Annotated in this window: 9 protein-coding genes; 5 read left to right on the top strand and 4 right to left on the bottom strand. The window is 66.7% G+C overall.

What is annotated here, in order from left to right; genetic code table 11:
• Positions 1 to 313: 313 nt before the first annotated feature.
• Positions 314 to 1381, top strand: a complete 1068-nt coding sequence (locus tag HFP89_RS15035) for a beta-eliminating lyase-related protein (RefSeq protein ID WP_168718491.1) — start codon at positions 314 to 316, stop codon at positions 1379 to 1381.
• A 243-nt stretch (positions 1382 to 1624) separates the two neighbouring features.
• Here HFP89_RS15035 and HFP89_RS15030 read toward each other — a convergent pair whose 3' ends face one another.
• Positions 1625 to 2134, bottom strand: a complete 510-nt coding sequence (locus HFP89_RS15030) for a peptidylprolyl isomerase (protein ID WP_168718490.1) — start codon at positions 2132 to 2134, stop codon at positions 1625 to 1627.
• A 273-nt stretch (positions 2135 to 2407) separates the two neighbouring features.
• On the opposite strand from HFP89_RS15030, the gene HFP89_RS15025 reads away from it, so the two are divergent.
• Both HFP89_RS15025 and HFP89_RS15020 read left to right on the top strand, forming a co-directional pair.
• The gene (locus HFP89_RS15025) at positions 2408 to 3937 is read left to right on the top strand and encodes a hypothetical protein (protein ID WP_168718489.1); all 1530 of its coding nucleotides are present in this window, start codon (positions 2408 to 2410) and stop codon (positions 3935 to 3937) included.
• 679 nt (positions 3938 to 4616) lie between these two features.
• Entirely contained in the window at positions 4617 to 6236 is a 1620-nt protein-coding gene (locus tag HFP89_RS15020; RefSeq protein ID WP_168718488.1) for a TrkA C-terminal domain-containing protein, read from the top strand.
• Positions 6237 to 6853: 617 nt separating this feature from the next.
• Here the strand turns inward: HFP89_RS15020 and azu are convergent.
• The gene (azu, locus tag HFP89_RS15875) at positions 6854 to 7636 is read right to left on the bottom strand and encodes an azurin (RefSeq protein ID WP_206212403.1); all 783 of its coding nucleotides are present in this window, start codon (positions 7634 to 7636) and stop codon (positions 6854 to 6856) included.
• A 267-nt stretch (positions 7637 to 7903) separates the two neighbouring features.
• On the opposite strand from azu, the gene HFP89_RS15010 reads away from it, so the two are divergent.
• Positions 7904 to 8668: a hypothetical protein gene (locus HFP89_RS15010; RefSeq protein ID WP_168718487.1), complete on the top strand. Its 765-nt coding sequence runs from the start codon at positions 7904 to 7906 to the stop codon at positions 8666 to 8668.
• Positions 8669 to 8696: 28 nt separating this feature from the next.
• On the top strand, positions 8697 to 8984 hold the full coding sequence (locus HFP89_RS15005) for a DUF3817 domain-containing protein (RefSeq protein ID WP_168718486.1): 288 nt from the start codon (positions 8697 to 8699) through the stop codon (positions 8982 to 8984).
• A 58-nt stretch (positions 8985 to 9042) separates the two neighbouring features.
• Here HFP89_RS15005 and HFP89_RS15000 read toward each other — a convergent pair whose 3' ends face one another.
• Together HFP89_RS15000 and HFP89_RS14995 are read right to left on the bottom strand one after the other, a co-directional pair.
• On the bottom strand, positions 9043 to 11862 hold the full coding sequence (locus tag HFP89_RS15000; RefSeq protein ID WP_168718485.1) for a serine/threonine-protein kinase: 2820 nt from the start codon (positions 11860 to 11862) through the stop codon (positions 9043 to 9045).
• 242 nt (positions 11863 to 12104) lie between these two features.
• Positions 12105 to 12971, bottom strand: a complete 867-nt coding sequence (locus tag HFP89_RS14995; protein WP_168718484.1) for a PA4780 family RIO1-like protein kinase — start codon at positions 12969 to 12971, stop codon at positions 12105 to 12107.
• Between the last annotated feature and the right edge of the window lie 353 nt (positions 12972 to 13324).

The following is a 13324-nucleotide window of genomic DNA, read 5'->3' as shown; positions in this document are numbered from 1 at the left end:
GGCGCCCCGGGATGACGAGGAATGGAAAAGTGACGCCCCACCCACACCTCGTCGTCCCGGGGCCGGCGAAGCCGGAACCCGGGACCTCGTGACGCAATCGCCCGTCGGACCCTGGCGCCAGCCCAGGGAGACTCCGGGACTACTGCGGCTGGCACCGGGCTCGGGTCGGTCCATGCGATCGCCGTGTCCGGGCCGGATTCGTATGCATCCGGTGACGAAGTCACAGCGCCGGGCACCAAACGCCGGCACGATCATCGGCCCAAGCAGGTACATTGATCGAAACCGGCCGCTTCGATCAGCACGATTCACCCCCATGACCGCATGCATCGTCCGCCATCCGCAGGAATCCATGGCCGCCGTCCTGAGGGAACTGGCCGCGCGCGCCGAGGGCAAGACCGCACCCGACATCTACGGCACGGGCGAGTGGATCGACGCCTTCGAGGCCCGGATCGCCGGGATGCTGGGCAAGCCCGCGGCCCTGTTCCTCCCCAGTGGCGTGCTGGCCCAGTCGATCGCGCTGCGGATCCACTGCGATTCACGCGACAAGCGAACCGTCGGCCTGCACCCCACCTCGCACCTCGTGCTGCATGAAGAAGACGGCTACCGCGAGCTCTGGGGCCTGTCTGCTGAATTGCTCGGGAATCCCGAACGCGTTCCGAGCGTCGCCGATCTCCAGCGAGCGAACGTCGATCCACTCGGCGCGGTGGTCCTGGAGCTGCCGATGCGCGAGATCGGCGGCCAGCTGCCCGAATGGGACGACCTGGTCGCGCAGGCGGCCTGGGCACGCCGGCACGGCATCGCGGTGCACTTCGACGGCGCCCGGCTCTGGCACTGCCCGGCCCACTACGGTCGCAGCCTTGCCGAGATCAGCGCGCTGGCCGACTCGGTCTACGTCAGTCTGTACAAGGACATCGGCGGCATCGCCGGTGCCGTGCTGGCCGGTGAGGCGGACTTCATCGAGACTGCACGCGTCTGGAACCGACGCGCCGGCGGCAACCTGATTTCCTTCTATCCCTACCTGCTGGCCGCGGAACGGGGCTTCGACGATAACCTGGCGAGTATCGACCGGGCCGTCGCCTATGCGCGCGACCTGGGCCCGATGCTGGCCACGCTACCCAGGGTCCGGGTGAACCCCGACCCGCCCCAGTCGGCGATGTTCCACCTGCACATCGACGTCGATCGCGACGCATTGAACGACGCGATCCAACGCTACACGAAGGACCACGACATCATCGTGCTGCCGCCCCCGCGTGCCGTGGACGCGAAAGATCACAGCGTCTGCGAGATCAGTGTCGGACGCAGCACGATGACACATCCGCCCGCGTTCTGGCGGGATCACCTCCGCGCCGCGCTGGCAACGCCGCTGGCCCGGGTTCGTTGACCGTTCGCCTCCGGCAGGCCCTTCGCCGGCAAGCGCCTCCAACAGGCCTTCGATCGGGCGCCGCCGCAGGTTCGACTGTTGGAGGGCGCTTGCGCGCGAATCCGACGGGCCGCCGTTCGCCGACCTGTCCTTCATCGCGCCCTCCGCACCTTCACGATCCGGCCGCTGGCCGTCTACAACCGAAGCGAGCCGGAGAACGTCGATGCGAACCTCGCCGCGACTCGCAGCGAGCGTCCGCCGGCCTCAGAGCTCCCGGCAGGCCGCCAGCGTGACCGGCTGGCTCGTCTCGCCGCTGCGGCTGCCCACGGCTTCCATGGCCTTGACCACGTCCATGCCCTCGACGACCTTGCCGAAGACCACGTGCTTGCCGTCGAGCCACGGCGTGGCCGCGACGGTGATGAAGAACTGCGAGCCGTTGGTGTTCGGGCCGGCGTTGGCCATCGACAGCAGACCGGGGCCGGTGTGCTTGAGCTCGAAGTTCTCGTCCGGGAACCGGTCGCCGTAGATCGACGTACCGCCGGTGCCGTTGCCGCGGGTGAAGTCGCCGCCCTGGATCATGAAGCCCGGGATGATGCGGTGGAACGGGCTGCCGGCGTAGGTCATGCCCTCGCCCTTCTCGCCGGTGCACAGCGCGCGGAAGTTCTCGGCGGTCTTCGGAACGACGTCGGCGAAGAGTTCGAAGACGATCGTGCCGGCGTCTTCTTCACCGATCTTGACGTCGAAGGCGACTTTGGGGTTCTGGGGTTCGGTCATGCGAGGCTCCTGGTCAAGGGGCGATAGGGGGAAATCGTCAGCGGCGTAGTGTACTGCGTAGGGCCCGGCCCGACGCACACCGAGGAGTCCGGCGATCGGTACGCGGAATGCTCCACGCCCACGCAGGGCTCGCCGTGCGGGGTCGTGGCCCCGCCGCCGGAAGGCTCGTGAAGACAGAAACCGGGCGAGGAAACCGCATGGTGTAGCATTCCGGAACGACGCGATACGTTCGAACAAGCTCGCCGAACGGCTTGACCCCGGAGGCATGCCGCGATGCACAGACTGCTGGTCGGAATCGTCAGCCTGTTCTACCTCGGTGCAGGCTCGCTTCCCGCGGCCGCACAGGCTTCTGTTTTAGGGCGTGCCGGTGAGTTGAGCGGTCACTGGTACGACCCCGAGTTCAACGGCCAGGGTCTGACCTTCGAAGTACTGGAAAACGGCGACGGCCTGGTGTTCTGGTTCACCTACGACAACGCCGGGAACCAGATCTGGATCCTCGGTCAGGGCCCCATGGAGGGCAACCGGCTCGAGGTCGACGCGGCGTTGATCACCAGCGGCGGACGATTCGATGTGCCCAGTTCCCAGCAAGCCGCGGCGCTGGAAACGTGGGGTTCGATTGCGCTCGACGTCCACGATTGCTCCAACGCGAGCTTCGAGTATTCCGGGCCGCCGGACTTCGGTCAGGGCACTCGCCGGATGGTCCGCCTGTCGACGATCGACGGCCGTGCCTGCAGCGACCGGCGGCCGTTTCGGCTGGGCTTCACGCCGTTTCCGGCGGCCGTACCGACGGCAGATGGACAAGCTCTGGCGGATGCCTACGCACTGCTGCGCGACAACGCCGACCTGGTCGCACATCACTTCGACGACGGCATTCCCTGGCCCGAAGCCCTGGCCGGCGGAGGCTTCGAGAGCTACCCTGCCGACCTGCAGGCGGACTGGGCGTTTCGACGATCGATGTCGCCGGCCGGCCACCAGGTCTATGTCGCGATCACGCCGATCAGCATTTCAAGAGACCAGCTCGCCCCCTACCGCGGCGCCGCACCCGATACACCGCTCGACCAGCTCGGGCCGGAGTGGGCGAATGCCGATTTCGACAGCGAGATCGTCAGGACGGCCTTTCTCAACCATGCCGTGACGGCCATCGAGTTCTTTCGGCCCGACTACCTGGCCATCGGCATCGAAGTGAACCTGCTCAAGAAACTCGATCCGGAGCGCTGGCCCGCCTACCTCGACCTGCATCGCCACACCTGGTCGGAACTCCGGACCCGTTATCCCTCCCTGCCGATCTTCGCCTCGATCACCGCCGCCGACATGCTTGGCGGCCTGACCGATGCCGATGTCGACCAGCAGCGCGACGCGCTGGCCGATCTCGAGCCCTACATGGACCTGATCGGTATCTCGTTCTATCCGTTCCTGTCCTCGCTGGGGACCGGCCCGGTACCGCGCGAGATCTTCCAGCAGATCGATCAGCTCAGCACGACACCCAAGGCCATCGTCGAAACCGGCCTGCCGGCCCAGTTCCAGTCGCTGGAGATCGACCCCGGCGCGCCGCCGTTCGTCATCGACGGCACACCGGCGGCACAGCAGGAGTTCATCCGGGCCCTGTTGACCGAAGCCCAGCGCTACCAGTTCCGCTTCGTGGTCAACTTCATCGTCCAGGACTACGACGCCCTGTGCGATGCGATCGAGTGCCTCGGGTGGCAACGGCTGTGGCAGGACACCGGCCTCTGGGACGAAAACGGACAAGCGCGCCCGGCCCTGTCGGTCTGGCGCGAGCACCTGGAACGCGAGGTCGTCAAGTAGCCGGCCGTTCAGCCACCGTCGTGCAACGGCCGTCGGCGCCGTTCTCCACTGCCCGGAAAACGGGCCGGCTGCCACAGCGCTTGCCAACGGCACGTCTCCACCTCTGCGCCCACGCCGTCCACCGGCGGCCATTGTTCCGGACCGTGTCCAGGCGACACGGAGCAACCGGCGAGACCCCTGCGCCGTCCGCCAAACCCGGTGCCGGCACAGGTCGGGCCGGAACAGCACGACGCGACCGAACAGGTTCAGGATGCTCTTCTCGCACCGGAACTCGCCACCGGCCCGCGGCTTGACCAGTCCGCAGTCGAGTTCGTCGAGCCGACCCTCGGCGACCCTGTCCACGTGCGGCACGATCGCGCGGCCGGCCGAATAGCGCACGAGGTAGACCGCGAAGCGCCTGGACGGGCAGAAGAGCCGGTTCCTGACGTACTCGGGCGCGAAACGGGACCGGCCTGCCGATTGCGGTCGGGTCAGTCGCCGGTGACAAAGCGCGTGTCGGGAACGCGGGCATCACGGCAAGACGGACTCGCAGGTTTCCTCCCCGCCGGTCAACCCGTACCCGGAGTGCAGGGACCCGGGAGCCTGTGGCGGCCGTTGAGCCCGACTGACGCTACCGCCGCCCTGCGTTACCCTTGGGGCCAGTCATGCATCGTCGTTTCGCGGCGATCGGGAGTACAGGATGGAAGGCGTCGATGATCTGATCGGGATCGAGTTCTTCTTTCGCCGAACAGAGCTTCTGATCACGTTCCTGGTCATTCTGCTCGGCCTGGCGTTCGGCAACCTCAAGATCAAGGGGGTGGGCTTCGGTGCCAGCGGCGTGCTGATCATCGCCATGGCCTTCGGCTACTTCTACCAGTTCGACCCGATCGACATCCTGGCCGATCTCGGCATCGTGCTGTTCCTGCTGTCGGTCGGGCTGGAGGCCGGCCCCAGCTTCTTCCGTTCGTTCAAGAAGCACGGCAAGCGATTCATCGGCAACGTGCTGGTGCTCCTGGCCGTGTCCGGCGTGACGACCGTCGCCATCATCGTGCTGGCGTCGATTCCCGTCGGCGTCGGCCTGGGGCTGTTCGCCGGCTCGTTCACGTCCAGCCCGGCGCTGGTCAGCGCCCTGCAGTTCAGCCCCGAGGAGGAGGTCATCTTCGGCTACGGCGTGGCCTATCCCTTCGGCCTGATCAGCGTGATCCTGTTCATTTCGATCGCGACCCGCCTGCTGCGACGCTCGATGCTCGAGGAGGTCGCCGCGCGCAGCTCCCTGCACACCGGCGTATTCAAGGTCACCGACGAGCAGATCGACGGCCAGGCGCTGCGCAACATTCCCCTGCTTCGCAACAAGGACGTGGTCGTCTCCGGGATCCTGCGCGACTTGTCGGTGCGCACGGCGTCCGGCTCAACGGCGCTGTTCGTGGGCGATGTGGTCAAGCTCGAAGGCACGCACGACGCTGTCGAGGCCGCCGGGGCGGAGCTGGGCGAGCCCATCCATGACGACTTCGAGCAGGAATCCGAGCTCGACACCCGCAACATCGTGGTCGAAAACATCTCGGTGGTCAATCGAACCATCAACGACCTCGGCATCCGCCTTCGCTACAACGTCTCGATTACCCGCATCATCCGTTCCGACGTCGAATTCGTGGCCCGCGACGACCAGGTCATCGAGTACGGCGATGTGGTGGTGGCGGTGGGCACGGCCTATCAACTCGACCAGCTGGAACTGTTCCTCGGTCACGAACACCACACCGTCCAGCCGCGCGTGGATATCGCCTCGCTGGCCGCCACGCTGTTCCTGGCCTTCGCCATCGGCGGCGTGGTGATTCCGATTCCCCAGCTGGGCCCGTTTTCACTCGGGCTGGCTGGCGGGGCGCTGATCTCGGGGTTGATCTTCGGGCACTTCGGCCGGATCGGCAACTTCATCGGCCGCTTTCCGCGCAATGCCACTTCCGTGCTCAAGGAGCTGGGCCTGGCGCTCTTCTTCGTCCAGATCGGCTTCGAGACCGGCCAGAGCTTCGTCGAATCGCTCGACATCCAGGCGCTCCACTACGCCTTCTATGCCGTGCTGATCGCGATCGTTCCCATGGCGGCGAGTTTCCTGTTCGGGCACTACGTGCTCAGGATCTCGGTCAGCGAATGCTTCGGCGTGGTCTGCGGTGGCATGACGTTCACGCCCGGGCTGAACGTCATCGCCGAAACCGACGCCTCGGAGCGACCGATCGTCGCCTACTCTTCGGTCTATCCCGTCGCCCTGATCCTGGTCATCGGCCTGGTCCAGCTGATGTACCTGGCCGTCATCACGCTTGCCGGCTGATCGACGGACCCCGATGTCAACAGCCCTCGACCCGGTCGGCCCGCGACGTCGAGCGCCGATGACGGACCGTCACTTTCAAGGCGGTTTTCGGCCAACCCATGCGTTCGCGGACCCGTTCCGACCGCTTTCGGACACGAGCATCGAGGACGTCCACGGCACCGGAGATCGGCTAGGCGAGCTCCCATTGCATCGGGACGACTGCTGATCGGCCTGGATCCGAATTGTCGAGAACAGAGCGCGTGGAGTGAATGGGTGCCACCCGGTGCACCCCGCCATTCATTGGGTAAGGAATGGCAAGTCGGAGCGCGTCCGGCTGCAAGGCCTGTCTCGCAGGGAATGGCAGCGTCCTTTCCAGGAGACGGAACGCCGCAGATGAATGCTTTCCGGCGCGCCATAGGTCACACAATGAGTGACGGAGTACATCAGCGGCCCGCGGAGAGCCGGCCCAGGACCGGCTCCGCGCACACCTGTTCGGAGGTTCCCCGGGTCGTTGCCCGTGTCGTTCCCGATACCGGGCACGGGTCGTGTTCGCGAACCCGACGGCCGGCCGGCATCGACCCGGGGTCGATCCGGCCGGCGTCGTGTGTTCGAAGCCGCTCCGCAGAGCAGCCTGGCGCCTATTCGACGGTGAACGGTCCCCGCATCACCGAGTAGTGGCCCGGGAACGTGCACACGTAGGCGTAGTCGACGCCGTCGGCGAGATCATCGAGCGAGAACGTCACGCTGGTGCGCTCGCCGCCGCCGATGATCTCGGTCGCCGCGACGATGCGGTCGTCGTCCGGCACGTAGTCGTTGTCCGCACCGGCCGACATGCCTGCCTGGCCGATTGCATCCAGCGCATCGGCGGGGGCCAGGACCCAGTTGTGGCCCATGGCCTCTTTCGGCAGCGAGCCGGTGTGGGCCAGGTTGATCGTGACCGACTCACAGCTCGACGGAACGGCAATGCTGTCGACGCTGAAGGCGAGCGAGTCGCCGACCTCGACATCGACCACGCAGGGATCGCCGGCGTCGCCGCCTGCCGTGGCGTCATCGTCCATCGACCGGGAACCTTCGGCAGCCGCCATCGCTTCGTCGGCCCGATCGCCCGCCTCGCTGGCGCCCTCGGCCATGTCCCGAGCCTGCTCGGCCGCCTCGTCCGCCATCTCGCCGGCTCGATCGGCGGCGTCCTCACTCATGTCCTCGGCCCGATCGCCGGCGTCCTCGATCGCGTCACCGGCTGCTTCGGCGCCTTCTTCGGCGCTCTGCGCGGCGCCTTCGGCGTCCTGCTCGACGTCCCATACGGGTTCGGTTCGATCGGACGACGACGCCGCGTCATCGGCGGCGTCCTGCTCGCTGCCGCATCCGGCAATCAGCGCGGCGAGCAGAAGCGCTGCGGCTGTATTCGAGATGTTCGTTTTCATCAATCATCTCTCTCGTTGTTTGTGGACCCATCAGTCTACATGACGCGACAACGCCGCCCATGATCTCCCGATGAGTGGCTCCGGACAACGATCCCGGACAGGACGCGGCAGTTGTCCACCGGGACTGCGAAACCGAGGATCTGCATCGTTCGGCCGAAGCGGCCGGGATCGAGCGACGCCACGATCATCGCGGCACAGGCCGGCGTCGACCGAGCTCGACTCGTCGGCCGCGTATACTTTCCGAATGTTCATCGACTCGGAGCCGACATGCTGCTGCGCCGGATGATCGAGCACGTCCAGACGCAGAACTGGACCGCCGTGGCCCTCGATTTCCTGATCGTGGTCGCCGGGGTATTCATCGGCCTGCAGGTCGCGAACTGGAACGAGGTCCGCAAGGAAGGCATGCTCGAACGTGTCTACCTGGAGCGACTGCACGACGAGGCATTCGTCGGCATCACCGGCATCCTCGAAACCACCGACATCGCCTTCACCCGGCGGCGCGACGCGATGCATTCGGCCTACGAAGCGGTCTTTTCCGAAGCGTCCGACCGCAGGTCGCTCGACCCGGCCGAATGCAACGCGATCGCCAACGCGCACAACATCATCGCCCCGCCGCACCAGTTCCCGAGCCTCGAGGAACTGAATGCCAGCGGCCGGTTCGGGATCATCCGCGACCCGGCGCTGCGCAACGAACTGACCGGGTACGCGCTGATGCAGGAAAACAGCCGATCATTGGTGGACTACTTCACCGCCGACCATTTCGTGATGCCGCTGGAGTTCCCCGAGCATTTCCGAACCCGCCTGCGCGCCGTCGATCGCTCCTGGGGCGAAAACCAGGTGGTGACCTGCGCGCTCGACGCCATGCGCGAGGATGCCCGCTTCCTGAACGCGCTGACCGAAGCGGTAACCCGGTACAACGGGTACTACACGCTGGTCCTGCGGCCGGAAATCGATCGGGTCAAGACGATCCACGGGTTGCTGGACGAGCGGCTCGGCATCGACCACCCGGCCGTCCCGTCGAGCGTCCCCTGACCCCGATTGCACATTGTCGAGAACCCCCATGCTCAAGCTGTTTCGTATCGCCAGCCTGGCCGAAGGCGTCTCCCTTCTGGTCATCCTCAGCGTCACCGTCGGATTCATCAGCCGCGACTACGTCTTCGTGCTCGGCATGACCCACGGCGTGCTGTTCATGGTGTATTTCGTGCTCACGCTGCTGGTCTCGCACCGGCAGGGCTGGTCGGTCCTGACCTGGCTGGCGACCGTGGCCGCAGGCATGATCCCGTTCGCCTTCATCGGGATGGACATGTTCCTGAAAAAGGAGCAACAAACGAGTCGCGCACCCGCCTGAACGCGATCTTGCCGGGCGGGCACAGGGACGCGCGAACGTGAACGCGCCGTCGCCTCCGCTACGTTTCGCGTTCGGCCCGAGCCCTGAACTCGGCGAGCTCCTCGGCCGCTTCGAGGGCCCACTCGGCATCGGCGCCCATGGTGTTGGTGAGCAGTACACGCGCTTCTTCCATCACTGCGGCCGCCTCGGCATGACGGTTCATCAACGCAAGGATTCGTGATCGCGTCATCAGGAACCGTCCGAGATAGACAGGCGGTGCAGACACACGGGCCGCGGCGACCGCTTGATCGGCGCGACGCAGAGCGCTGTCGAGGTGACCGAGATCGCGCTCGATGGAGGCGAGATTGTTGAGCCAGATCAGCGCGTCTTCGGTCTCGCCGAACGCCCGGAGACCGCGCTCGACGACCTGCGCGAGCAAGGACTGCGCCTGGCCGAGATCGCCCCGCTCGGCAAGCAGAAGACCCAGATTGCTCATCTGCCTGAGCGTATTCAGGTCGTCCGGCCCCTTTGTCTGGGCAAAGCCGGTCATGGCTTCCCGGTACAGTGCTTCGGCGTCGCCGGCACGGCCCGCGGCCTCGACGACGGCGGCCAGGTTTCCCAGCGCCGTGAGCGTCTCATGATGTCGCTCGCCCAGCGCGCGGCGGTAGCGCTCCACGGTATCGGTCAGCAGGCGCGCAGCGTCGTCCAGCCGGTTCTGGGCCTGGAACAGGGCACCCAGGCCGTTGGCCACCTGCAACGTGATCGGATGGTCCTGCCCATGGATGCGGCGCGAGTCAGTCAATGCCTGCTGAAGATACGGCTCCGCCTCGTCCAGTCGGTACTGTGCCCATAGCGCCAACCCGAGGTTCTGCCTGGATTCGAGCACGTCGGGATGGTCTTCGCCCAACGTCGCCAGGCGTTTCTGCAGGGCTTCGCGAAACAGCGCCTCGGTCTGCTGCCATTCACCTCGGTACTGGTGGATCAGCGCCAGGGTGTTGATCACCTGCAGTGTTTCCCGGTGCTTGGGACCGAACACCCGCTGCGCTTCTTCGCGTGCCTGGCGCAGGAGCTGCAGCGCTTCGTCGAGCCGATTGAGCCTGCGGTATGCGCTGGCAAGGTGGATCGCAGTCCGGATGGACGGTGCGTCCCCGACCGCGCCGAGTTCGTCGAAGCCGTCGAGCGAAGCCTGCAGGTGTCCGACCGCACCATCGACCCGATCCATCTGCAGCATGACCTGTCCGAGGGCTGCGCGCGACCGGAGGGTGTCGACGTGGGAGGGGCCCAGCGCGGCCAGGCGCAGCGCATGGGCCTGCTGGATCTGACCCAGGCCTGCATCGTAGAACCCGAGACCGGCGTAGACCTCACCCACGGTCTGGAGCAACCCGGCCCGGATCGTCGGCTGGTTCGCGAAATCCTGTTCGATCGCCGAAACCGTACCCCGCAACAGCGCCTGGTCGAGCATCTGCCGCGCCAGGTCAGTCGCATTGATCATTCCGATCGCCAGCTGGTAGCTGGCTCGCAGGTTTCTCCGCGCCGCCTCCGGCACCGGTTCATCCGCGAGCGCGTGCTGCAATCGCTCGTTCATGTCTGCAATCAACGATTGGCCGATGCGCTCGGGGTCGAGCTGTCCGAGCAGGCTGGACTGGAACGTCACCACCTGCGAGAGTTCTTCGGCCCGGCGGAGGGCGTCCTCGCGGGCCTGTTCGGCCAGCTCGCGTTGATTGCGCGTCTCGTTCAGCGCGAGACCGGTCGCGACCACGCCGGCGACCAGCGACAGCAATACCAGCCCGGCTGCAGCGACCGGGACACGGTGACGATGCACGAACTTCGACAGTCGATACCCCACGGAAGGCGGCCCGGCGGTGACCGGCTCGTTGCGAAGGTAGCGCTGCAGGTCGAGGGCCAGCGCATTGGCCGTGTCGTATCGGCGCGCACGGTCCTTCTCGAGGCACTTCATGACGATCCAGTCGAGGTCGTTCCGAAGCTCGCGCTGCAATCGATTCGGATCGGTCTGGCGTCGATCGGCAATGCGCTGGCGCCTGGCCGGATCGATGCCCGATCCGGCGGTGCCCTTGCCGATGCGCGCGCTCGGCCGTTCCGGTTCCTCGTCCCTGAGCACGCGGATGATCTCGCCGATGCCCGCGTTCCTGATCCCCGCGCCGTGCAAGGGTGTATTCCCGGTGAGCAGCTCGTAGAGCACCACGCCGAGCGCATAGATATCGGCCCGGGTATCGATGTCCTGGCCGCTGGTCCCGGCCTGCTCGGGCGCCATGTATTCCGGCGTGCCGATCAGGTCGCCGATGGCCGTGTACAGCGGCGTATCGGTCAACGGCCGGTCGAGCGACTTGGCCACCCCGAAATCGATGACCTTGGGCCGGACCTGGGCACTGCTGCCCTGGTCGGCGTACTCGACAAGGATGTTGTTGGGCTTGAGGTCGCGGTGGATCACGCCCTTCATGTGGGCGTGCTGAACCGCTTCGCAGACCTGGATGAACAAGCCGATCCGCTTGCGGAGACTCAGCCGCTGGCGATCGCAGTGCTCCGTGATCGGCACGCCCCGCACATATTCCATCACGAAGAATGGCCGGCCGCCCTCCGTGGTCCCGGCATCGAACACGCGGGCCACGGCCGGGTGGTCCATGACCGCAAGCGCCTGTCGTTCCGCTTCGAATCGCGCGACCACCGCTTCGGAGTCCATGCCCGGCTTGATGACCTTGACGGCCACCCGCCGGCGAACCGGCTCGGTCTGCTCGGCCAGGTAGACCACGCCGAATCCGCCCTGGCCGAGTTCCGACAACACTCGATAGCCGCCGATCCTGGTGGGCAGGACCGGCGCGTCCTCGGCCGGCATCACCTCGGTGGTCCCGCAGTCCCGAGACCGATCTTCCGACTCGCTCATGCTGCACGCTCCGCGATAGAAAGCACGATGGAAAACCGAGTATAGCCACGGGATCGCTCGCGCCATGCCGGTTCGTCTCCGGAGGGCGACGTCCGACCGGGTCGATCGAGCCGGTCCCGACACGTCGAAGCAAGCCCGGCCGGCGATTCGGCCGGCCCTGGTGCGGCGGGTTTCAGGGGTCCAGCGAACGGGCGCGCGATCGGGCCCACTCTGCCCGCACGCCCTTGTCTGGACAACGCCTGTCAGTCGTCCGGCTCGCCGGACTCCAGCTCGCGCATCCGCGCCAGCCGCTCGTTCTCTTCCTCGCGCGCCGCGTCGATGATCGCCATCAGTTCGCCGAGGTTCACGTCCTCGTGGCCGGGGCGGTAGACGCCGGTCAGCTGCGTGTCGGCGTCGAGCGCGCCGGAGGCGAACCGCGACCACATCTCCTTGCCGTAGTCCGTGGCCTTCAACTCCGGGGCGAATCGTCCGAAGAAGTGCTTCATCCGGTCGACGTCGCGCACCAGCATCATCGCCGCACTGTTGTTGGCCGCAGCATTCACGGCCTGCGGCAGGTCGATGATCACCGGCCCCTGCGCATCGATCAGCACGTTGAACTCCGACAGGTCGCCGTGGATCAGGCCGACAGACAGCATCCGGACGACCTCGGCGATGATCCGGTGGTGGAACTCGCGTGCTTGCGCGGCTTCGAACACCAGGGCGTCGAGGCGGGGCGCGACGTTGCCGTCGCCGTCGGTAATCAGTTCCATCAGCAGCACGCCGTCGATGAAGCCATGGGGCTGCGGCACCCGGACGCCGGCCTGCGACAGTCGGTACAGCGCGTCGACCTCGGCGTTCAGCCAGGCCTTTTCCTGCTCCTTCTGGCCGTAGCGGGTGCGCTTGTTCATCGCCCGCGCCCGTCGGCTGTTGCGCACGCTGCGGCCTTCCTGGTATTCCGCGGCCTGCCGGAAGCCCCGCACGTTGGCCTCCTTGAACACCTTGGCGCAGCGAAGCGCCCCGCCGCAGCGGACCACGAACACGTCGGCCTCCTTGCCGCTCTTGAGCGGACGGAGCACCTCGTCGATCAGGCCGTCATCGGCCAGCGGTTGCAGGCGGGCGGGGATTTTCATGGGCCGGAGTATGCCACCGGCCCCGCGCGCGGCGAGAGCGCCCGGGTCGGCCGGTGCGTGGCTCCGGTCTCGAGCGACCCGGGAATCGCCGACCACCGGGTGCCCGATACGTCCTGCACCGCGTTCGGACCAGGACAGCCCTGGACAAGATCTACGCGGGCGCAACGCTGCTGTTGCCGCGAGGCTCCGGTTCGGGCCCTGCGAGCGCGGTTGGCCTTGTTCCAACACGCCAGCGCGAACGAGGCGGAGGCTCCGCAAAGCACCTGCCCCGAACCGGATCCGGGCCGCTCCCGCCCGGCGATCGTCATGACGATCTCCGGCCTTGCCCAGCCAAGCGCCCCCGTCCGGTCAAT

Source organism: Wenzhouxiangella sp. XN79A (genome assembly GCF_012272825.1).
Lineage (GTDB): Bacteria > Pseudomonadota > Gammaproteobacteria > Xanthomonadales > Wenzhouxiangellaceae.
The sequence above is the reverse complement of the archived record's forward strand: the minus strand, read 5'-3'. Positions and strand labels throughout refer to the sequence as shown.

Bases quoted from the DNA above. Each gene is read 5' to 3' on its own strand.
- HFP89_RS15010 (WP_168718487.1), top strand. From the start codon at position 7,904: ATGCTGCTGCGCCGGATGATCGAGCACGTCCAGACGCAGAACTGGACC.
- HFP89_RS15000 (WP_168718485.1), bottom strand. From the start codon at position 11,862: ATGAGCGAGTCGGAAGATCGGTCTCGGGACTGCGGGACCACCGAGGTG.
- HFP89_RS15005 (WP_168718486.1), top strand. From the start codon at position 8,697: ATGCTCAAGCTGTTTCGTATCGCCAGCCTGGCCGAAGGCGTCTCCCTT.
- HFP89_RS15035 (WP_168718491.1), top strand. From the start codon at position 314: ATGACCGCATGCATCGTCCGCCATCCGCAGGAATCCATGGCCGCCGTC.
- HFP89_RS14995 (WP_168718484.1), bottom strand. From the start codon at position 12,971: ATGAAAATCCCCGCCCGCCTGCAACCGCTGGCCGATGACGGCCTGATC.
- HFP89_RS15025 (WP_168718489.1), top strand. From the start codon at position 2,408: ATGCACAGACTGCTGGTCGGAATCGTCAGCCTGTTCTACCTCGGTGCA.
- azu (WP_206212403.1), bottom strand. From the start codon at position 7,636: ATGAAAACGAACATCTCGAATACAGCCGCAGCGCTTCTGCTCGCCGCG.
- HFP89_RS15030 (WP_168718490.1), bottom strand. From the start codon at position 2,134: ATGACCGAACCCCAGAACCCCAAAGTCGCCTTCGACGTCAAGATCGGT.
- HFP89_RS15020 (WP_168718488.1), top strand. From the start codon at position 4,617: ATGGAAGGCGTCGATGATCTGATCGGGATCGAGTTCTTCTTTCGCCGA.